Raw genomic sequence first — 20573 nt, forward strand, 5'->3', positions numbered from 1 at the left:
GCGTAAACACCGGAGACCTTTCATGAGCCAGGCAGACTTCATCATCATCGGCGGCGGGATTGCCGGCGCTTCCACCGGTTTCTGGCTGTCGCCCCACGCCAAAGTGATCGTGCTCGAACGTGAGTCGCACCCGGCCTATCACTCCACCGGACGCTCGGCGGCGTTGTACACCGCGGCCTACGGCACACCGCAAGTGCGCGCGCTGACTCTGGCCAGCCGTGAGTTTTTCGACCATCCGCCCAGCGGCTTCTGCGAGCATCCGCTGCTCACGCCGCGCGGCGAAATGACCGTGGATTTCACCGGTGATGCCGCCGAACTGAACAACCAGTACCTCAGCGCCAAAGCCACGGTGCCGGAGATGCAGTTGCTCAGCGCTGACGAAGCCTGCGCTCGCCTGCCGATCCTGCGTCGGGAAAAGGTCCACGGCGCAATCTACGACCCGACCGCCAGCGACATCGACACCGACGCCCTGCATCAGGGTTACCTGCGCGGTATCCGCCGCAACAATGGCGAAGTGCACACCGATTGCGAGGTGCTGGGCTTGAGTCGCGACGCCGACGGCCTCTGGCAGGTGCAAACCAACGGCCAGACCTTCAGCGCGCCGGTCGTCATCAACGCCGCCGGAGCCTGGGCCGACCAGATCGGTGCACTGGCCGGCGCGCAAGCGCTGGGCCTGCAACCCAAGCGCCGTGCGGCGTTCATTTTCGCCGGCCCCGAGGGCGTGGACATTCATCACTGGCCGATGCTGGTCAGCCTCGACGAATCGTTCTACATGAAACCCGACGCCGGCATGTTCCTCGGCTCGCCGGCCAACGCCGACCCGGTCGAACCCCATGACGTGCAGCCGGAAGAGCTGGACATCGCCATGGGCATCTACCAGATCGAAGAGGCCACAACCCTGACCATCCGCCGCCCTACCCGCACCTGGGCCGGACTGCGCAGTTTCGTCGCCGACGGTGACTTGCTCAGCGGTTTCGATCCGCAGGTGCCGGGGCTGTTCTGGGTCGCCGCCCAGGGTGGCTATGGCATTCAGACCTCACCGGCCATGGGCCAGGCCAGTGCGGCGCTGGTACGCGGTCAGCCGTTGCCTGAGTCGTTGCAGCAGTTCGGTCTGAGCAGCGCCATGCTCTCTCTTTCACGACTGCGCTGATGGCCCCTGCGGATGACGCGCCCAACGGATTGCGGCACACTCGCAGCGCCCCCGTGCACGGGGGCGCTGACGCCGCCTGGAGCTCCACAATCATGACCGCCCCCGAATTCGATCCGGCACTGGATAACTTCCGTGCCATTGCCGACGCCATCGCCACGCTGTTCTTTCCCCACGCCGAAGTGGTGCTGCACGACCTGCGGACGCAGAAGGTCGATTACATCGCCAACAACCTGTCCAAGCGCGAGATCGGCGACGATTCATCGCTTGAAGACATGCTCAGCGAGGACGTCAGCGAGCGGAACATCGGCCCTTATGAAAAACTGAATTGGGACGGCCAGAAGATCCGCAGCCTGAGCACCGTGCTGCGCGACAGTGAAGACCGGCCGCTGGCGGTGCTGTGCATCAACCTGAATATTTCGTTGTTCGAGAATGCCAAGGCCGCGCTGGACCTGTTCCTGTCGCCGAGCAAACTGATCCCGCAACCGGATTCACTGTTTCGCGATGACTGGCAGGAACGCATCAACACCTTCCTCCACGCCTGGCTGCGCGAGCGCCAGCTGAGCCTGAATCTGCTGACCCGCGATCACAAGCGCGAACTGGTGCTGGCGCTGCACGCCGAAGGCGCGTTCAAGGGCAAGAGCGCCTCGAACTATGTGGCCAATGTGCTGAACATGGGGCGGGCGACGGTGTACAAGCATTTGAAGGAACTGAAGGGCTAGAGGTTTTCATCGGTAGTTCCGGCCTCTTCGCGAGCAAGCTCGCTCCCACAGGGATTTGTGAATGCCATAGATCCAATGTGGGAGCGAGCTTGCTCGCGAAAGCGGTAGATCAGTCGCCGTAGATGTCGGACTTGAAATACTTCTCGGAAATCTTCTGATATTCGCCGCTGGCACGAATCCCGTCGATGGCCGTGTTCAACTCACTGACCAGCTCGGTATTGCCCTTGCGCACCGCAATCCCCGCGCCCTCACCCACGTACTTGGGATCCTTCAGCTCCGGCCCGACAAACGCATAGCCCTTGCCGCGTGGCATCGACAGGAAGTCGGTCAGCGGAATGGTGTCGGCGAAAATCGCATCGAGCCGGCCGGCCGCCAGGTCCATGTAGATTTCTTCGTTGTTGCCGTAGCGCTTGACGTTGATGCCCTTCGGTTCGAACACTTCGGTGGCATAACGGTCGGTGGTGGTCGCGCGCTGGACGCCGACGGTCTTGCCCTTGAGGCTGGCGTACTGGTCATCGACCGTGGCGCCTTCCTTCATCACCAGCCGCGACGAGGTGAAGTAGTACTTGTGGGTGAAATCCACCGACTTTTTGCGGTCTTCGTTGATGGTCATCGACGACAGCGCCATGTCGATTTTCTTCACTTTCAGCGAAGGAATCAGGCCATCGAACTCACCCTCGACCCACACGCACTTGGCCTTCATCTGCGCGCACAGGGCGTTGCCGATGTCGTAATCGAAACCGACGATTTCGCCCTTGTCGGTTTTCGAAGCGAACGGTGGATAAGCGGCCTCGATGCCGATGCGCAGGGTTTTCTCGGCGGCAAACGAGCTGGTGCACGCCAACAGGCTCAGGGCCAGACCGGTGATCAGGGGGAGTTTCTTCATGTTCGTTCTCTCGCGGGTTGTTGTTGGTTTGGCAAGACGAAGAAGAGCAGCTGGGAGCAGGGAGCTACGAGCGGCAAGATTGACGTTTTTTTGTACTTATAAATCCATATTGGACTTATAGGTACAATTCGTCAATTAGGGAAGAGAGTGTGTCTGCGAGGTTTTTGGTGTTACAGATGGCCCCTTCGCGAGCAAGCTCGCTCCCACATTGGATTTGGGAACGACACAGATCCAATGTGGGAGCGAGCTTGCTCGCGAAGGCGTACTGAGGGGCGCTAAAGAAATTACTTCTTCCAGCGATCCGCAGCGGCATGATCACTGTCACGCCCTTCGACCCAACGCGGGCCGTCGCTGGTGTTCTCTTTCTTCCAGAACGGCGCGCGAGTTTTCAGGTAGTCCATGACGAAAGCGCAGGCGTCGAACGCCGCCTGGCGATGGGCGCTGGCAGCGCCGACAAACACGATCGGCTCGCCCGGCTCCAGCGCGCCGATGCGGTGCAGCACTTCGAGCTTCAGCAGCGGCCAGCGCTGCTCGGCCTCGACGGCGATCTTGCCCAAGGCTTTTTCGGTCATGCCCGGATAGTGTTCGAGGAACATCCCGGCCACATCCAGCCCGTCATTGAAGTCGCGCACGTAACCGACAAAACTCACCACCGCGCCGACACCGACATTCGCCGCATGCATCGCGTTGACTTCAGCACCCGGGTCGAATGCCGTGGACTGCACACGAATCGCCATGGCTCAGCCTCCGGTCACGGTGGGGAAAAACGCCACTTCGTCGCCATCGCTGACCGGCTCGTCGAGCTGGCACAGGTCTTCGTTGCGCGCGCACATCAGGTTCTGTTCGCTCAGCACTTCGGCGCCATCGCGCTGTGCGAGCAGCGCACGCACAGCGTCGACCGTGGCGAAATCGCCTTCGACCTCGACCGCGTCCACGCCCAGCGCTTCACGATAACGGGCAAAGAATTTAACCGTCAGCTTCATGGCTGCTCCGCCTGAAAATGCCCGCTCTTGCCGCCGACCTTCTCCAGCAGTTTCACGCTTTCGATGGTCATGCCGCGATCGACGGCTTTGCACATGTCGTAGAGGGTCAGGGCGGCAACACTGGCGGCGGTCAGCGCTTCCATCTCCACACCGGTCTGCCCGGACAGTTTGCAGCGGGCGACGATGCGCACGCTGTCGTCACCTTCGGCGCTGAGTTCGACCTTGACCCCGGTCAGCATCAGCGGATGGCACAGCGGGATCAGATCACTGGTTTTCTTCGCCGCCTGAATGCCGGCAATGCGCGCCACGGCAAACACGTCGCCCTTGGGATGGCCGCCGCTGACGATCATCTGCAGGGTTTCGGGGAGCATGCGCACCAGCGCTTGAGCCGTCGCCTCACGGAACGTCACGGCTTTTTCGGTGACGTCGACCATGTTGGCGCGACCTTGGGAATCGAGATGAGTCAGCACGGGATTACTCCTGATCAGGAGCGTGGATTGTAAACCTGCGGGTCAAATTTCCGCATCACTGATTATGAATTCACCGTTGCCCCTGTGGGAGCGAGCTTGCTCGCGAAGGCGGTGCATCAGGCTACATCGATGGTGACTGACACACCGCATTCGCGAGCAAGCTCGCTCCCACATTGGGTTGTGTATCTATCCATAAAAAAACCGGGCGGCTTTTGGGCCGCCCGATTTGTGGGAAGGGTTACAGATGCGATTCGGCGTATTCGGCCAGAATCGAGCGTGGCACCCCTTGCAGGGTGATGTGCACCCCGTTGGGGAAATCCTTGAAGCGTTCGGTCAGGTAGGTCAGTCCGGAACTGGTCGCGGACAGGTAAGGGGTGTCGATCTGTGCCAGGTTGCCCAGGCACACCACTTTGGAACCGGCGCCGGCCCGGGTGATGATGGTTTTCATCTGGTGCGGTGTGAGGTTCTGGCATTCGTCGATCAGGATCAGGCTCTGCTGGAAGCTGCGACCGCGAATGTAGTTGAGCGATTTGAACTGCAACGGCACTTTGCTGAGGATGTAATCGACGCTGCCATGGGTGTTTTCATCATCCATGTGCAAGGCTTCGAGGTTGTCGGTGATGGCGCCCAGCCAAGGCTCCATTTTTTCCGCTTCGGTGCCGGGCAGGAAGCCGATTTCCTGGTCCAGGCCCTGCACGCTGCGGGTCGCGATAATGCGGCGATAGCGTTTGCTGACCATGGTCTGCTCGATCGCAGCAGCCAGCGCCAGAATGGTTTTACCGGAACCCGCTGCACCCGACAGGTTGACCAGGTGAATGTCCGGATCCAGCAACGCATACAACGCCAGACTCTGGTAGATGTCCCGTGGTTTGAGGCCCCAGGCTTCCTGATGCAGCAGTGGCTCCTGGTGCAAGTCGAGGATCAGCAGCCTGTCTTCCTGGATTTCCTTGATCCAGCCGACAAAGCCTTGTTCGTCAATGATGAACTCGTTGATGTGCACCGCCGGCAGGTTGTCGATCAACTGCACCTGATGCCAGGTGCGGCCGTGATCCTGACGGGTTTCGACTTTGCTGACGCGGTCCCAGAAGGAGCCGGTCATGTTGTGGTAGCCGTTGGGCAGCAGGGACACGTCATCGACCAACTGGTCGGTGCTGTAGTCCTCGGCATCGATGCCGCAGGCGCGCGCCTTGAGGCGCATGTTGATGTCTTTGGTGACCAGCACCACGGCCTTCTTCGGATCACGGGTGTGCAGGTCGATCAACTGGTTGATGATTTTGTTGTCGTTCAGATGCTCGGGCAGAATCAGGTTCGACTCGGCCTGTTTGCTCATCAGAATTGACAGCAAGCCCTTTGGCCCGCCCTTGCCGCGCTGGATCGGCACACCCAGCTCGACGTCCTCGGGGGAGGCATCGCCCAGGGTCTTGTCGATCAGCCGGATCGCCTGGCGGCATTCGGCAGCAACGCTGTGATGGCCGCTCTTGAGCTTGTCCAGCTCTTCGAGCACGGTCATCGGGATCGCGACGTGGTGTTCTTCGAAATTCAGCAGGGCATTTGGATCGTGAATCAATACGTTGGTATCGAGTACATAAAGGATTGGCTGGTTGGAAGAAGGGCTACGTCCGTGATCATCCATACTCGGTCACCTTTGTGGGAGCCATTCGACGCAATACCTGGGCGGTGCTGCGCCTCGAAGTGACTGCCGAATTCATCCACGAGGGCCTGGATGAACTGCACACAAAAGGAGTCTTGGAAGACGCCACCTGTGTTGCAGGTTTCGGCGGTCTGTCTTCGTAATACTCCAAAACCCATGACATAAAAAAGCACTTTGACGGTTTTTTTAAGTTTATTTTGCAGAGTGACGAAAAGCCCTTGGCGGACCGTCCAGACCCCGCTAAAGTCGGAAGTCCGCCTGCATCGAATTTTCTAAAAAAATCGCCCAAAGCCCAATGTTTCCGGGCTTTTGCCGTTTGTCAGCGAAACCCGTCCTGACAGTCTTCAAAGCCGATGCCGCTTTGCGCAGTTTGCGTGATCAGCCACGGCAACGCGGTCTTCACCGCGTCCTGTTTCATGTTGAAATTGATCACTCCGTGACGCCACAGCAGCATCAGGGTCAGCACCCGCTGCGCGCTCTGTGCGCCCTTGAGCTTGCCGGCGCCGTCCTGTGCATCGATATCCCACAGCGCCACTTGCAGGCCCTGACTGCGGAAGAAGCTGCCGGCATCAGGGCGGCGCTGCCCCTCCGGCGGACGAAACAGCGGCACATAGTTCTCCGGCAACTTGTTCTTCACCAGATCGGCGCTGCGGCGCACCGAGTCCTGCCAGTCCTGCCAATAGCTGTGGGAACGGAACTCCCAACCCTGCACGCCCACACACTGTTTCGAGAACTCCGATTGCAGGTTGCTCACCGAGCGATCCGCCAGCCGCGCCTGCACATCCTTGCCCAACAGGAAGAACGTGCCGCTCAGGTTGGACTTGCGCAGGTAATCGGCGATCCAGTCGGTGTTGTCCGGCTGCAGATTGGCGGCGCTGTCGAAACTCAGCAGAAACAGCCGGTCGTGCATCTCGTCGCCGTTGCGCTCGTAGTCGCCAAAACGATCGACTTCGCTGCTGGTCTGCGGCGACAGCGCGGCCTTGCGCATCAGCTCGTCCAGGTACTGCAGATGAAATAGCCGGCTCGGCTCGGCCCACTTGGTGTAATAGCTGTCGTCGCTGACCACGAACTTGGCGGCCTGCTCGCGCAGGGTCGGCAGGTCTTCGACGAGGAAGCAGAACGAGGCATCCTGATCGCAGCTCTGCTGGGCGAAGTTGTAGTTGGCCAACAAACGCTCCCAGAGCCGCTGACGCAGGCTGCTGATCGCGTCGACGTTGATCGTGCGCAGCCCCAGACGCTGGGCCAGCGCAGCCTCGTCCAGCGCCTCGGTGCCCAGCAGCCCACGGGCGAACATGAGTATTTCCGCGCGCGAGGCGACGTCGAACAGCGTCGGGCTGCTCAGTTGTTCAGGCCAGGTGCTGCGATCCAGCGTCGCCACATCACCCGGCGCCGCCATGGCCCCGAAGCTCAACAGCCACGCGGTGAATAAAAGAACAATGCGCAAAGGGGTGTCTCCATAACCAAACCCGCGCGGCACTATAGCTGAAATGCTCCCCACTCCTCCTGAGGGATGACGCATTCTGTGGCGAGGGAGCTTGCTCCCGCTGGGTTGCGCAGCAGCCCCAAGTGCAGCAATCGCATGCGTCCAAGAAAAATGCGTTTAACGGGTTTGCGAGCGCTGCGCACTCGAGCGGGAGCAAGCTCCCTCGCCACAGGGTTATCAGTGAGATGCTTTTGCCGTCGATCACCTATGGGCTTGATAGCTGGAGTCAACCCGGCCAACCCCCTAGAATCGCCCCCACGATTAAAGGAGACGACTTCATGCTGATGGTGATTTCCCCCGCCAAGACCCTCGATTACGAAACACCGCCGGCGACCCAGCGCTTCACCCAGCCGCAATACCTCGATCATTCCCAGGAGTTGATCCAGCAGCTGCGCGAACTGAGTCCGGCACAGATCAGCGAACTGATGCACGTGTCCGACAAGATCGGCGGCCTGAATGCCGCGCGTTTCGGCAGCTGGACGCCCGCCTTCACCCCGGAAAACGCCAAGCAGGCGCTGCTCGCGTTCAAGGGTGACGTGTACACCGGCCTCGATGCGCAATCATTCAGCGAAGCCCAGTTCGACTACGCGCAAAAGCACCTGCGCATGCTCTCGGGCCTTTATGGCCTGCTGCGTCCACTTGACCTGATGCAACCCTATCGTCTGGAAATGGGCACCAAACTGGCCAACGCCCGTGGCAAGGATCTGTACGCGTTCTGGGGCACGCGCATCAGCGAATGGCTCAACGAAGCGCTGGCCGAACAGGGCGATGACGTGCTGCTGAACCTGGCCTCCAACGAGTATTTCTCGGCGGTCAAGCGCAGCGCGCTGAACGCGCGAATCATCAACACCGATTTCAAGGATCTGAAGAACGGTCAGTACAAGATCATCAGTTTCTACGCGAAAAAGGCCCGTGGCCTGATGAGCCGTTTCGTGATCCAGGAAAAAATCAACGATCCCGCCCTGCTCAAGCAATTCGATGTGCAGGGTTATCGCTACAGCGCCGAGCAGTCGAAACCGGACAATCTGGTGTTTCTGCGCGACCACGCCCCGGAATAAAGCATGCCCATTGCACGACTCTTTCTATCGAGAGTCGTGCAGCTCGCACGACGTCAAAAATCCCTCGTCACATTTCGCCGCTTTATTGGCGCCATAAAATCGTCCTCCCCGATTCTAATTTTAGTTTCACTCGACAGCCGCACTTTTTTTCAGTAGTGGCACGTAAATTTTTTTTTGGTAGTGGCACAAAACTATCTAGCTCGATTTCGCATCGATTTATAAAGGCCCAAATCGAAAGTGCTATCAAATTGAGACCAGTGCCATCTTTGTCAATATTTCAAAAAATTTCAGATTTCGCGATGAGCGGGTAGGAACTATGTCCAAATGCATAGCTCATACCACCGGTAACGATTCTCGCCGAGTTTGTACGAGATAACTTACGCAGAGCGGAGAACCATGTAACCAAGTTGTCACAGCAACTTGCCTAGATGGTTCACTCATCTGATCGATTAACGATGGATAGGTGATACGCACCATAAACATCCTCTACAAGGCCAAGGCTGCGCCCCTGTAAACGTGCTCGCCTGAGCACCCAACCCATTGATCTACGGGCGTTATGTCCGACATCAAGCGGACAAGACACATGCACCAGAGTCTTCCACAAAGAAGATCCGCTGCATAACAGGGCAAGTCATAACAACTAAGGCCTAGTTGCGCACATCTTGAGTGCACTTATTTAGACACTCGGAACTTAGTATGCCTGCACACGGCATTGTGGCGCCTGTATGCCGCACTTTCGAGTGCACTATGACCGCTGAACACCATTAACTCCGGCCATCTAATGGCTTGATAAAACACAGAGGTAATTGCGATGCGCATCAGCATATTTGGTTTGGGTTACGTTGGCGCAGTGTGTGCCGGTTGCCTGTCTGCACGGGGCCATGACGTGGTTGGCGTCGATGTTGCCAAAGACAAGATCGACATGATCAACGCCGGCAAGTCGCCGATCGTTGAACCGGGTCTGGGCGAACTTCTGGCTCAAGGTATCGAGACCGGTCGTCTGCGCGGTACAACCAACTTCGCCGAGGCGATCCGTGACACCGACCTGTCGATGATCTGCGTCGGTACGCCGAGCAAGAAGAACGGCGATCTGGAACTGAACTACATCGAGGCGGTGTGCCGCGAGATCGGTTTCGTGCTGCGTGAAAAAACCACCCGCCACACCATCGTGGTCCGCAGCACCGTGTTGCCGGGCACCGTCGCCAACGTGGTGATCCCGATCCTCGAAGACTGCTCGGGCAAGAAGGCCGGTGTCGATTTCGGCGTCGCGGTCAACCCGGAATTCCTGCGTGAATCCACCGCGATCAAGGACTACGACCTGCCCCCGATGACCGTCATCGGCGAGTTCGACAAAGCCTCGGGCGACGTTCTGCAATCGCTGTACGAAGAACTCGACGCGCCGATCATCCGCAAGGACATCGCGGTCGCCGAGATGATCAAGTACACCTGCAACGTCTGGCACGCGACCAAAGTGACCTTCGCCAACGAGATCGGCAACATCGCCAAAGCGGTCGGCGTCGATGGCCGTGAAGTGATGGACGTGGTCTGCCAGGACAAGACTCTCAACCTGTCCCAGTACTACATGCGCCCGGGCTTCGCCTTCGGCGGTTCGTGCCTGCCCAAAGACGTGCGCGCCCTGACCTACCGCGCCGGTTCCCTGGACGTCGAAGCGCCGCTGCTCAACTCGCTGATGCGCAGCAACGAATCGCAAGTGCAGAACGCCTTCGACATCGTTGAAAGCCACGACAAACGCAAAGTCGCCCTGCTCGGTCTGAGCTTCAAGGCCGGTACCGACGACCTGCGCGAAAGTCCGCTGGTGGAACTGGCCGAAATGCTGATCGGCAAGGGCTACGACCTGAGCATCTACGACAGCAACGTCGAGTACGCCCGTGTTCACGGCGCGAACAAGGACTACATCGAGTCGAAGATCCCGCACGTGTCGTCCCTGCTCAACTCGGACTTCGATTCGGTGATCGACAACTCCGACGTGATCATCCTCGGCAACCGCGACGAGAAATTCCGCTCGCTGGCCCAGGAAGCACCGCAAGGCAAACAGGTCATCGACCTGGTCGGCTTCATGGCCAAAGCCACCAACCCGGGTACTCGCACCGAAGGTATCTGCTGGTAAGTCAGCCTTCCGGCCGGGGGATTTGAACCCTCGGCCGGTTCTTCGCCTGCCTTAACCCCATCGGGCCACCCGACAGGCTCGCCCGAGATAGAGACGGATGCAGATTATGCACAGGCTAAAGCACGGCCTACTTCAGGCCGCCGGTTGGCTGTTTTACCTCAGTTTGTTGTTGGGCCTGGCCTTGATGCTGCCCACGTCCACGTTCGACTCCGAGTCGAAGGACTTTATTTTCCTGATTGGCGCCGTGGGTATCTGGCGCTACTCGATGGGTGCAACGCACTTTGTGCGCGGCATGATTTTTCTCTACATCGTTTACCCGCATCTGCGCCGCAAAGTGCGCAAGCTGGGTAAGGCGGCGGATCCGTCGCATGTGTTTCTGATGGTCACCAGTTTCCGTATCGACGCGCTCACCACCGCGCAGGTCTACAGCTCGGTGATCCGCGAAGCCATCGACTGCGAACTGCCGACCACCGTGGTCTGCTCGATCGTCGAAATGTCCGATGAGCTGCTGGTCAAAGCGCTGTGGGCGCGGATGAATCCGCCGGACCGCGTGAAGCTCGACTTCGTGCGCATTCCCGGCACCGGCAAGCGCGATGGCCTGGCCTACGGTTTCCGCGCGATCTCTCGCCACCTGCCAGACGACCGCGCCGTAGTGGCCGTGATCGACGGCGACACCGTGCTCGGCGAAGGCACCGTGCGCAAGACCGTGCCGTGGTTCCAGCTGTTCGGCAATGTCGGCGGCCTGACCACCAACGAGTTCTGCGAAGTGCGCGGCGGCTACATCATGAGCGAATGGCACAAGCTGCGTTTCGCCCAGCGCCACATCAACATGTGCTCGATGGCCCTGTCCAAGCGCGTGCTGACCATGACCGGGCGCATGTCGGTGTTCCGCGCCACCGTGGTGACCGATCCGGAGTTCATCGCCGACGTCGAAAGCGACTCGCTGCAGCACTGGCGCCTGGGCCGTTTCAAGTTTCTCACCGGCGACGACAAGTCGAGCTGGTTCAGCCTGATGCGCCTGGGTTACGACACCTTCTACGTGCCGGACGCCGCGATCAACACCGTTGAGCATCCGCCGGAAAAGAGCTTCATCAAGGCCAGCCGCAAGCTGATGTTCCGCTGGTACGGCAACAACCTGCGCCAGAACTCGCGAGCGCTGGGCCTGGGTGTGAAACGCCTCGGCGCCTTCACCTCGGTGGTGCTGTTCGACCAGCGCGTGTCGATGTGGACCTCGCTGCTGGGCCTGACCGTGGCGATCATCGCCAGCTTCAAGTACGGCGGTGCGTTCATCCTCGCCTACCTGCTGTGGATCGGCATCACCCGCCTGATTCTGACCTTGCTGCTGTCGTGCTCCGGTCACCGGATCGGCCCGGCCTATCCCGTGATTCTGTATTACAACCAGATCGTCGGTGCGCTGGTGAAGATCTATGTGTTCTTCCGCCTCGACCAGCAATCCTGGACGCGCCAACCCACTTCCCTGACCCGTGATCTCGCCAGCTTTCAACGTTGGTTCAACACCTGGTCGTCTCGGACCATGACCTTCTCCGCCGGCAGCATTTTCGTCGCCGTGCTGCTGATGATGGTCTGACCTGCCCCTATTGAATTAACAAGGAAATCGCCCCCATGAATACCGCCGTCAACGCCAACGTAGTGCATGAATCCGAAGCCCAGCGTCAGCACGCCCGAGTGAAAATCCCGGCCAAACTGCGCTTCTTCGGCCCGGACCGGACGCCGGTCGAAGCGCGGGTCCTGGACTTGTCCGCCGGTGGTCTGGCGTTCAACGCCGGGCAACTGCCGCTGACCCTCGGCGAGGTGTACAAGGCACGTCTGCAATTCGTCATCGACAACCTCGGTCTGGCCATGGACGTCGAACTGCAAGTGCGCTCCTACGACCGCCAGACCGGCCGCGCCGGTTGCCAGTTCCAGAACCTGGAGCCGCAGGACATCTCGACCCTGCGTCACCTGATCACTTCGCACCTGGCCGGCGACATCGTGAGCATGGGTGAAGTGCTGGCGACCCTGCAGCGCGACAACTTCACCAAGGCGCGCAAGGTCAAGGACGGCGGCAGCGGCATGACTCCTTTCGGGCGTCTGAAAGCCGTGACCTTCAGCGCCGGCATTTTCGCCATCGGCCTGGTGGCGTTCGGTTTCGTGTTCAAGTCGGTGTACGGCATGTACTTCGTCAGCCATGCACAAGCAGGCCTGGTCAGCGTGCCGGGGATGAACATCACCATGCCCCGTGACGGCACTGTGCAGAGTCTGGTCAAGTCCGACGGCGTCGCTGCCAAAGGCGCCCCGCTGGCGACCTTCAGCACCAGCATGCTCGACGTGCTCAAGGGCCATCTGGACGAAGACCAGTTGCAACCGGCCAAGGTTGAAGAACTGTTCGGCAAGCAGATGACCGGCACCCTGACCTCGCCGTGCGATTGCACCGTGGCCCAGCAACTGGTGGCTGACGGTCAGTACGCGAGCAAGGGCGACGTGATCTTCACCCTGGTGCCCCGCAACACCCAGGCCACCGTCGATGCGCGCTTCTCTTATCGCCAGTTCGGCGACGTGCGTCCGGGTACGCCAGTGAGCTTCCAGATCGCCGGCGAAGACCAGACCCGCACCGGCAAGATCGTCAGCAGCACCAGCCTGAAAAGCGCCGACCTGTCCTCCGACATCCGCGTGCAGATCCAGCCGGACGAACCGCTGGACAGCAGCTTCGCCGGCCGCCCGGTGGAAGTGAACAGCGACCGTGGCCCGAACCTGAACTGGCTGATCGACAAAGCCATGGCTGCCGGTCTTTAAGTCGAGGACATGCCTGTGACTACTCCACCCATCTCGAGCACACCACAATCCCTGTGGGAGCGAGCTTGCTCGCGAATGCATTCTGACATTCAGCCTCAGTGCCGACTGACACACCGCTTTCGCGAGCAAGCTCGCTCCCACATGGGTTCAGTGTGTGCCTTGGCGCTGGCGGTGAGCCTCGCCGGATGCGCCGGCCTGCCCGACCAGCGTCTGGCCAACGAAGCGCTCAAGCGTGGCGACACCGCCACCGCCGCGCAGAACTACCGTGCGCTGGCGGATCTGGGTTACAGCGAGGCGCAAGTGGGCCTGGCCGATATCCAGGTCGACAGCCGCGACCCCGAGCAGATCAAACAAGCCGAAGCCACCTACCGCGCTGCCGCCGATGTGTCGCCTCGGGCCCAGGCCCGTCTCGGTCGCCTGCTGGTGGCCAAACCGGGCTCCACCGAGGCCGAGCACCACGAAGCCGAAAGCCTGCTGAAAAAAGCCGCCGCCAATGGCGAAGGCAACACGTTGATCCCGCTGGCGATGCTGTACCTGCAATTTCCGCACAGCTTCCCGAACATCAACGCGCAGCAGCAGATCGATCAGTGGCGCAAGTCCGGCTACCCGGAAGCCGGTCTGGCGCAGGTGCTGCTGTATCGCACCCAGGGCACTTACGACCAGCATCTGGATGACGTGGAAAAGATCTGCAAGGCCGCGCTCAACACCACTGACATCTGCTACGTCGAATTGGCCACGGTCTATCAGAAACGTGCGCAGCCTGAGCAACAGGCCGAGCTGATCAAGCAGATGCAGGCCGGTTACAGCCGTGGCACGGTCAGCGCGCAGCGCGTCGATTCGGTGGCCCGCGTGCTGGCCGATTCGACCCTGGGCAAGACCGACGAGAAAACCGCGCAGTCGCTGCTTGAGCCAATCGCTCCGGGCTACCCGGCATCGTGGGTGACCCTCGCGCAATTGCTGTACGACTTCCCGGAACTGGGCGACGTCGAGCAGATGATGAAGTACCTGGACAACGGCCGCGCCGCCGACCAGCCGCGCGCCGAACTGTTGCTGGGCAAGCTCTACTACGAAGGCAAACTGGTGCCGGCCGACGCGAAAGTCGCCGAAGAACACTTCCAGAAAGCCGTCGGCCGCGAAGTCGCCGCCGACTACTACCTCGGCCAGATCTATCGCCGTGGTTACCTGGGCAAGGTCTACCCGCAAAAGGCTCTCGACCATCTGCTGACCGCTGCGCGCAACGGCCAGAACAGCGCCGATTTCGCCATCGCCCAACTGTTTTCCCAAGGCAAGGGCACCAAGCCCGACCCGCTCAACGCCTACGTATTCAGCCAATTGGCCAAGGCGCAGAACACCCCGCAAGCTGATGAACTGGCGACCACCCTGGCCGCGCAATTGCCGCCCGAGCGTCTGGCCGAAGCCCAGCGTCTGTTGCAACAGGAACAGGCCAGCCGTGGCGCCCTGAACCAGAACACGCTGCAACTGCACGCCCTGCAAGAAGAAGACGGCGAGGAATCCCTATGAAGTTGAATCCCTTTGTGAAGGCCGGCATTGGCCTCACGTTCGCGCTGATCTGGTCTTGCCCGACACTGGCCGCGATCACTGAAACCAAGAACTTCGGCCTGGAAGTGAAAATCACCGGCCAGTCCGAAGACGACCGCGACCTCGGCACCGCCAGCGGCGGCGACGTCAACGGTGTGGGCCTCGACCTGCGTCCGTGGATCTACGGCGAAAGCGGCGCGTGGAGTGCCTACGCCATGGGTCAGGCCGTGACCTCGACCGACATCATCGAGACCGACACCCTGCAGCAGTCCGACGGTGAGCAAACCACCGACAACAGCGACCGCAAAACCAAGAAAAACTATCTGGCGATGCGCGAATTCTGGGTCGGCTACAGCGGCCTGACGCCGTACCCTGGCGAGATGCTCAAGCTCGGTCGCCAGCGCCTGCGCAATGACGACGGCCAATGGCGCGACACCAACATCGAAGCGCTGAACTGGACCTTCGACACCACCCTGTTGCGCGCCAACGTCGGTGTCGCCGAACGCTTCAGCGAATACCGCACTGACCTCAAAGAGCTGGCGCCGAAAGACAAGGATCGCCTGCACGCCTACGCCGATGCCGCCTATCAGTGGACACCGGGCAACTGGGTCGGCATTCGCGGTCATCACACCCACGACAACGGCAAGCTCGATTACGCCGAACCGGGCGTGCCCCGTGACACCCTCGACAAAACCCAGAACGGCGACATCAGCTGGCTCGGCCTGACTGCCGACAGCGACGCCTACAACTGGCGCAACACCAACACCGTCAACTACTGGGGCAGCATCACCGGCATGAGCGGCGACCTCGATTCGGTCAACCCGCTGAACGCCGATGGCAGCCGCCCGGCACAGGCCAAACACAGCGATGACATCAACGGCTGGGCCACCGACCTTGGCGTGCGTCTGCGCCTCGATCCGCAGTGGCAGGTCGGTGCGGCCTACGCCCGCGCCAGCGCCGATTACCAGCAGAACGGGCTGGAGAGCAACCGCTCCAACTACACCGGTACCCGCTCGCGCGTGCATCGTTTCGGCGAAGCGTTCCGTGGCGAAATGAACAACATGCAGACCGCCACCCTGTTCGGTTCGTGGATGCTCAACGACCAGTACGACGCCAGCCTGATCTACCACAAGTTCTGGCGCGTGGATGGCAACAAGCCGGTCGGCAGCAACGGTATCAACGCCGTGGAAAACAACACCGACGACGTCACCGGCGCGATCCTCTCCAGCACCTCGCTGCCGCTGCAGGATGGCAACAAGGACCTGGGTCAGGAAATGGACCTGGTGGTGACCAAGTATTTCAAGCAAGGCCTGTTGCCAGCGGCGTTGAGTCAGTCGATCGACGAACCGTCGGCGCTGGTGCGTTTCCGTGGCGGCGTGTTCAAGCCCGGTGATGCCTATGGCAGCCAGGTCGATTCGTACATGCACCGCGCGTTCATTGACGTGATCTGGCGCTTCTGATGCAAACCGCCAAGGGAGTGCCCGACATGCACCATGCAAGGAAAGGCTCGCTCAGCCTGTTGGCCGGCGCCATGCTGCTGGCCTCCGCTGGCGCCTTCGCCACGGTGGAACCGGCCGTGCCTCAACAGGGCAAACCGGTGACCGTCGCCAAAGAGCTGCAACAAGCCAAGACCTATACCGTCAGCAGCGCGCCGACCGAAGCGCTGGAACTGGCCAAGCCGAAACTGCCCGACCTGTCCGGCTTCACCGCCGAGGCCGCTGCCGCGAAAATCAATCGCAGTAAACCGGGCAAGATCAGCGTGCGCCGGATGATGCAGGAAGACGCCCTGAAGGACTTCATCGGCGGCGACAACAAGATGGCCGAATGGGTGGTGCGTCAGCACGGCATCCCGCAGGCGATCTTCGTCGACGACGGCTACCTGAACCTCAAGGAGCTGGCGCAGAAGCTGCCCAAGCAGTACTTCAGCGAGACTTCGCCGGGCGTGTACCTGGCGAAGCTGCCGATCGTGGTCGGCCGCAAAGGCATCCTCGAAATCGACGGGCAGACCCAGGAGCTGCGTCTGTCGCAAGAAGCCGGTTCGTTCTTGGTCAACGACGGTCAGCTGTTCGTGCGTGACACCAAAGTCACTGGCTGGCGCGAGAAGGACAACGGCCCGGCAACCTTCCGTTCGCCGAAGGAATTCCGTCCGTTCCTGCTGGCCTGGGGTGGCACCGAGACCTACATCGTCAACAGCAAGATGGCCAGTTTCGGCTACGCCAACAGCAAGTCGTACGGGGTGAGTATTTCCCAGTACACGCCGAACATGGCCAAGGTGCTCAAGCGTCCCGAGCCGACCGGCTGGATCGTCGGCTCCGAGTTCTCGGACATGTGGTACGGCTTCTACTGCTACGAAACCCGCGACTTCGTGGTCAAGGGCAACACCTACAAGGACAACATCGTCTACGGCATCGACCCGCACGACCGTTCCCACGGTCTGATCATTGCCGAGAACACCGTCCACGGTACGAAGAAGAAGCACGGCATCATCATTTCCCGTGAAGTGAACGACAGCTTCATCTTCAACAACAAGAGCTACGACAACCACCTCTCGGGCCTGGTGATCGACCGTAACAGCGTCAACAACATCATTGCCTACAACGAGATCTACAAGAACCACACCGACGGCATCACGCTTTACGAGTCCGCCGACAACCTGCTGTGGGGCAACAAGGTCATCAGCAACAAACGCCACGGCATCCGCATTCGTAACAGCGTGAACATCCGCCTCTACGAAAACGTCGCCATGGCCAACGGCCTGACCGGCGTCTACGGCCACATCAAGGACCTGACCGACACCGACCGGGACATCAAGCTCGACCCGTTCGACGCGCAAGTCTCGCTGATCGTGGTCGGCGGTGAACTGGCGGCCAACGGCAGCGGGCCGATGGCCATCGACTCGCCGTTGAGCGTCGAGCTGTATCGGGTATCGATGCTGGCGCCGACCAAATCCAGCGGCATCAGCTTCAACGGCATCCTCGGCGAGCGCCAGGATGAAATTCTCGACCTGCTGGTGCGCCAGCAGAAAGCCGTGCTGATCGACCCTGTCGAACGCCAGACCGAATTGCAGGACTGAGGATAATTTTATGCACCCACACTTGATCAGATTACTCAGCCTGTCGGCCCTGACCGTGGGCATTCTGGCGGCCAGCCAAGGCGCTCGCGCCGATGCAGCGGCGGGCGCCACCCCGCCAAAATTCAGCGCCGAACCGTGCTGCAACCTGTGCCCGGCCGCCCATGACGCGAAGAACTACACCACGCGCTACCAGCAGAACTTCACCACCCTGGTGCAGGCACAGGGCGACTGGCTGTTCCGTACCCAGGAAGATTTGCGCACCGAGTTCAACACCACCCCGGCCGGCTACAAACGCCTGCAACAGCTGCACGATGCGTTCAAGGCCAAAGGCGTCGAACTGGTGATCGTCTACCAGCCGACCCGTGGCCTGGTGAACCGCAACAAGCTCAACCCGCAGGAAAAAGCCGCGTTCGATTACGAGAAAGCGCTGGGCAACTACAAGACCATGCTCGGCCGTTTCGCGCAGATGGGTTACGTGGTGCCAGACCTGTCGCCGCTGACCAACGAATCGCTGCCGGACACCCTGCCCGCCCACGATTTCTACTTCCGCGGCGACCAGCACTGGACCCCATACGGTGCCCAGCGCACAGCGAAAATCGTCGCCGAGAAGGTCAAGCAGATTCCGGCCTTCGCCGACATTCCCAAGCGTGAATTCGAGACCAAGCGTACCGGGCGCATGGGCAAGACCGGCACCCTGCACAACATGGCCGGCCAGCTGTGCGGCACCAGTTACGCGATCCAGTACATGGACCAGTTCACCACCGAGCCCAAAGGCGAAGCCGGTGACGGCGACCTGTTCGGTGATTCCGGCAACCCGCAAATCACCCTCGTCGGTACTTCGCACAGCGGCAAGAACTACAACTTCGCCGGCTTCCTCGAAGAAGCGATCGGCGCCGACATTCTCAACGTCGCCTTCCCCGGCGGTGGTCTGGAAGGTTCGATGCTGCAGTACCTCGGTAGCGATGAATTCCAGAAGACTCCGCCGAAGATTCTGATCTGGGAATTCTCGCCGCTGTACCGCCTCGACCAGGAGACCATCTACCGCCAGATGATGTCGCTGCTCGACAACGGCTGCGAAGGCAAAGACGCGCAAATGTCCGCCAGCACCACGCTCAAGCCTGGCGGCAAACAGGAACTGCTGGTCAACAGCAAGAACCTGAACCTGCAGAACAGCAGCCATCAGGTCGACATCCGCTTCGCCGACACCTCGGTGAAAACCCTGCAAGCCACCCTCTGGTACATGAACGGTCGCCACGAGGACATCAAGATCGAGAAACCGGAAACCTCCGACACCGACGGTCGTTTCGCCTTTGAGTTGCGCACGGACGAAGACTGGGCCTCGCAAAACCTGCTGGCAGTCGAAGTCCAGGGCCCGGAAGCGGGCACCGCGCCACAAAAAGTCGAAGCGAAAATCTGCAAACGCAACGTATTCCCGGGCGCTGGGCCACAAACCGCTCAGCTCGGGCAATGAGGTCTGCTATGCGAAATCGAACGATCAAACACTTGCTTGCGCCATCCCTGCTGACCCTGGCGATGTTCGCCGGGGCCACTCAGGCCGCCGCGCCACTGCGTCCGCCACAGGGCTACTTTGCGCCGGTGGATAAATTCAAGAGCGGCGACAACAGCGAAGGCTGCGATGCAATGCCGGCGCCGTACACCGGGCCGCTGCAATTTCGCAGCAAGTACGAAGGCTCGGACAAGGCCCGCGCGACCCTGAACGTGCAGTCGGAAAAAGCCTTCCGCGACACCACCAAGGACATCACCACCCTGGAGCGCGGCACCGCCAAACGGGTGATGCAGTTCATGCGCGACGGTCGTCCGGAGCAGCTCGACTGCACGCTGAACTGGCTGACCGCGTGGGCCAAGGCCGATGCGTTGATGTCGAAAGACTTCAACCACACCGGCAAGTCGATGCGCAAATGGGCGCTGGGCAGCATGGCCTCTTCGTACATTCGCCTGAAGTTCTCCGACTCGCATCCGCTGGCCACGCATCAGCAAGAAGCGCAGCAGATCGAAGCGTGGTTCAGCAAGATGGCCGATCAGGTGGTCAGCGACTGGGACAATCTGCCGCTGGAAAAAACCAACAACCACTCGTACTGGGCCGCGTGGTCGGTGATGGCGACCTCGATCGCCACCAACCGTCGCGACCTGTTCGACTGGGCGGTGAAGGAATACAAGGTCGGGGTCAATCAAATCGACGCCGACGGCTTCCTGCCCAACGAACTCAAGCGCCAGCAACGCGCCCTCGCCTATCACAACTACGCCCTGCCGCCGCTGGCGATGATCGCCAGTTTCGCCCAGGTCAACGGCGTCGATCTACGTCAGGAAAACAACAGCGCGCTCAAGCGTCTGGGTGACCGGGTGCTGGCCGGGGTGAAAAACCCGGATCAGTTCGAGAAGAAGAACGGCAAAGAGCAGGACATGACCGACCTGAAAGAGGACATGAAATTCGCCTGGCTCGAACCGTTCTGCACGCTCTACACCTGCCCGGCGGATGTGATCGAGAAGAAGCACGGCATGCAACCGTTCAAGACCTTCCGCCTGGGTGGCGACCTGACCAAGGTCTACGACCCGTCCCACGAGAAGGGCAACAAGGGTTCGTAAGGCTGACGATATTCCCCTGTGGCGAGGGAGCTTGCT

17 protein-coding genes are annotated in these 20573 nt (G+C 60.5%); 11 read left to right on the forward strand and 6 right to left on the reverse strand.

Annotated features, from left to right (window positions below):
• The first annotated feature begins 22 nt into the window (after window positions 1–22).
• Together PMI25_RS20370 and PMI25_RS20375 are read left to right on the forward strand one after the other, a co-directional pair.
• Window positions 23–1150 carry an NAD(P)/FAD-dependent oxidoreductase gene (locus PMI25_RS20370; protein ID WP_007965199.1) on the forward strand — a complete coding sequence of 376 codons (1128 nt, stop codon included), beginning with the start codon at window positions 23–25 and terminating at the stop codon, window positions 1148–1150.
• Between the two features lie 92 nt (window positions 1151–1242).
• The gene (locus tag PMI25_RS20375) at window positions 1243–1869 is read left to right on the forward strand and encodes a helix-turn-helix transcriptional regulator (protein WP_007965200.1); all 627 of its coding nucleotides are present in this window, start codon (window positions 1243–1245) and stop codon (window positions 1867–1869) included.
• Between the two features lie 109 nt (window positions 1870–1978).
• Here the strand turns inward: PMI25_RS20375 and PMI25_RS20380 are convergent, their stop codons facing one another.
• From PMI25_RS20380 to PMI25_RS20405, 6 genes are all read right to left on the reverse strand, one after another.
• Window positions 1979–2755: an ABC transporter substrate-binding protein gene (locus PMI25_RS20380; RefSeq protein WP_007965202.1), complete on the reverse strand. Its 777-nt coding sequence runs from the start codon at window positions 2753–2755 to the stop codon at window positions 1979–1981.
• A gap of 284 nt (window positions 2756–3039) precedes the next feature.
• Window positions 3040–3492, reverse strand: coding sequence for a molybdopterin synthase catalytic subunit MoaE (gene moaE, locus PMI25_RS20385; protein ID WP_007965204.1), 453 nt, complete (start codon window positions 3490–3492; stop codon window positions 3040–3042).
• A 3-nt stretch (window positions 3493–3495) separates the two neighbouring features.
• Window positions 3496–3738 (reverse strand): molybdopterin converting factor subunit 1, encoded by a 243-nt coding sequence (gene moaD, locus PMI25_RS20390; RefSeq protein WP_007965206.1) that lies wholly within the window; start codon window positions 3736–3738, stop codon window positions 3496–3498.
• On the reverse strand, window positions 3735–4208 hold the full coding sequence (moaC, locus tag PMI25_RS20395) for a cyclic pyranopterin monophosphate synthase MoaC (RefSeq protein ID WP_007965208.1): 474 nt from the start codon (window positions 4206–4208) through the stop codon (window positions 3735–3737). Before moaC ends, moaD begins: the two co-directional genes overlap by 4 nt.
• Before the next feature lie 238 nt (window positions 4209–4446).
• Window positions 4447–5841, reverse strand: coding sequence for a PhoH family protein (locus PMI25_RS20400; protein ID WP_007965210.1), 1395 nt, complete (start codon window positions 5839–5841; stop codon window positions 4447–4449).
• A gap of 337 nt (window positions 5842–6178) precedes the next feature.
• The gene (locus PMI25_RS20405) at window positions 6179–7255 is read right to left on the reverse strand and encodes a polysaccharide deacetylase family protein (RefSeq protein WP_007965212.1); all 1077 of its coding nucleotides are present in this window, start codon (window positions 7253–7255) and stop codon (window positions 6179–6181) included.
• 365 nt (window positions 7256–7620) lie between these two features.
• Between PMI25_RS20405 and yaaA the strand changes: the two genes are divergently transcribed.
• The 9 genes from yaaA to PMI25_RS20450 all read left to right on the forward strand — a co-directional run bounded on the left by yaaA (window position 7621) and on the right by PMI25_RS20450 (window position 20537).
• Window positions 7621–8400 carry a peroxide stress protein YaaA gene (gene yaaA, locus PMI25_RS20410; protein ID WP_007965214.1) on the forward strand — a complete coding sequence of 260 codons (780 nt, stop codon included), beginning with the start codon at window positions 7621–7623 and terminating at the stop codon, window positions 8398–8400.
• Window positions 8401–9211: 811 nt separating this feature from the next.
• On the forward strand, window positions 9212–10528 hold the full coding sequence (locus PMI25_RS20415) for a nucleotide sugar dehydrogenase (RefSeq protein ID WP_007965217.1): 1317 nt from the start codon (window positions 9212–9214) through the stop codon (window positions 10526–10528).
• Window positions 10529–10634: 106 nt separating this feature from the next.
• On the forward strand, window positions 10635–12116 hold the full coding sequence (gene alg8, locus PMI25_RS20420; RefSeq protein ID WP_219738132.1) for a glycosyltransferase family 2 protein: 1482 nt from the start codon (window positions 10635–10637) through the stop codon (window positions 12114–12116).
• Window positions 12117–12151: 35 nt separating this feature from the next.
• Window positions 12152–13321 (forward strand): alginate biosynthesis protein Alg44, encoded by a 1170-nt coding sequence (locus PMI25_RS20425; RefSeq protein ID WP_007965221.1) that lies wholly within the window; start codon window positions 12152–12154, stop codon window positions 13319–13321.
• Between the two features lie 9 nt (window positions 13322–13330).
• Window positions 13331–14842, forward strand: a complete 1512-nt coding sequence (algK, locus tag PMI25_RS20430; RefSeq protein ID WP_443200892.1) for an alginate biosynthesis TPR repeat lipoprotein AlgK — start codon at window positions 13331–13333, stop codon at window positions 14840–14842.
• On the forward strand, window positions 14839–16320 hold the full coding sequence (locus PMI25_RS20435) for an alginate export family protein (protein WP_007965223.1): 1482 nt from the start codon (window positions 14839–14841) through the stop codon (window positions 16318–16320). Before algK ends, PMI25_RS20435 begins: the two co-directional genes overlap by 4 nt.
• 26 nt (window positions 16321–16346) lie before the next feature.
• On the forward strand, window positions 16347–17933 hold the full coding sequence (gene algG, locus PMI25_RS20440; protein ID WP_007965224.1) for a mannuronan 5-epimerase AlgG: 1587 nt from the start codon (window positions 16347–16349) through the stop codon (window positions 17931–17933).
• A 10-nt stretch (window positions 17934–17943) separates the two neighbouring features.
• Window positions 17944–19404: an alginate O-acetyltransferase gene (locus tag PMI25_RS20445; protein WP_024164482.1), complete on the forward strand. Its 1461-nt coding sequence runs from the start codon at window positions 17944–17946 to the stop codon at window positions 19402–19404.
• A gap of 8 nt (window positions 19405–19412) precedes the next feature.
• Window positions 19413–20537 carry a mannuronate-specific alginate lyase gene (locus PMI25_RS20450; RefSeq protein ID WP_007969544.1) on the forward strand — a complete coding sequence of 375 codons (1125 nt, stop codon included), beginning with the start codon at window positions 19413–19415 and terminating at the stop codon, window positions 20535–20537.
• Window positions 20538–20573 lie beyond the last annotated feature (36 nt).

It is taken from the genome of Pseudomonas sp. GM30, assembly GCF_000282275.2.
Taxonomy (GTDB): domain Bacteria; phylum Pseudomonadota; class Gammaproteobacteria; order Pseudomonadales; family Pseudomonadaceae; genus Aquipseudomonas.

Coding starts and splice junctions, on each gene's coding strand:
- PMI25_RS20370 (WP_007965199.1), top strand. CDS start 23: ATGAGCCAGGCAGACTTCATCATCATCGGCGGCGGGATTGCCGGCGCT.
- PMI25_RS20375 (WP_007965200.1), top strand. CDS start 1,243: ATGACCGCCCCCGAATTCGATCCGGCACTGGATAACTTCCGTGCCATT.
- PMI25_RS20380 (WP_007965202.1), bottom strand. CDS start 2,755: ATGAAGAAACTCCCCCTGATCACCGGTCTGGCCCTGAGCCTGTTGGCG.
- moaE (WP_007965204.1), bottom strand. CDS start 3,492: ATGGCGATTCGTGTGCAGTCCACGGCATTCGACCCGGGTGCTGAAGTC.
- moaD (WP_007965206.1), bottom strand. CDS start 3,738: ATGAAGCTGACGGTTAAATTCTTTGCCCGTTATCGTGAAGCGCTGGGC.
- PMI25_RS20400 (WP_007965210.1), bottom strand. CDS start 5,841: ATGGATGATCACGGACGTAGCCCTTCTTCCAACCAGCCAATCCTTTAT.
- PMI25_RS20405 (WP_007965212.1), bottom strand. CDS start 7,255: ATGGCGGCGCCGGGTGATGTGGCGACGCTGGATCGCAGCACCTGGCCT.
- yaaA (WP_007965214.1), top strand. CDS start 7,621: ATGCTGATGGTGATTTCCCCCGCCAAGACCCTCGATTACGAAACACCG.
- PMI25_RS20415 (WP_007965217.1), top strand. CDS start 9,212: ATGCGCATCAGCATATTTGGTTTGGGTTACGTTGGCGCAGTGTGTGCC.
- alg8 (WP_219738132.1), top strand. CDS start 10,635: ATGCACAGGCTAAAGCACGGCCTACTTCAGGCCGCCGGTTGGCTGTTT.
- PMI25_RS20425 (WP_007965221.1), top strand. CDS start 12,152: ATGAATACCGCCGTCAACGCCAACGTAGTGCATGAATCCGAAGCCCAG.
- algK (WP_443200892.1), top strand. CDS start 13,331: ATGCCTGTGACTACTCCACCCATCTCGAGCACACCACAATCCCTGTGG.
- PMI25_RS20435 (WP_007965223.1), top strand. CDS start 14,839: ATGAAGTTGAATCCCTTTGTGAAGGCCGGCATTGGCCTCACGTTCGCG.
- algG (WP_007965224.1), top strand. CDS start 16,347: ATGCACCATGCAAGGAAAGGCTCGCTCAGCCTGTTGGCCGGCGCCATG.
- PMI25_RS20445 (WP_024164482.1), top strand. CDS start 17,944: ATGCACCCACACTTGATCAGATTACTCAGCCTGTCGGCCCTGACCGTG.
- PMI25_RS20450 (WP_007969544.1), top strand. CDS start 19,413: ATGCGAAATCGAACGATCAAACACTTGCTTGCGCCATCCCTGCTGACC.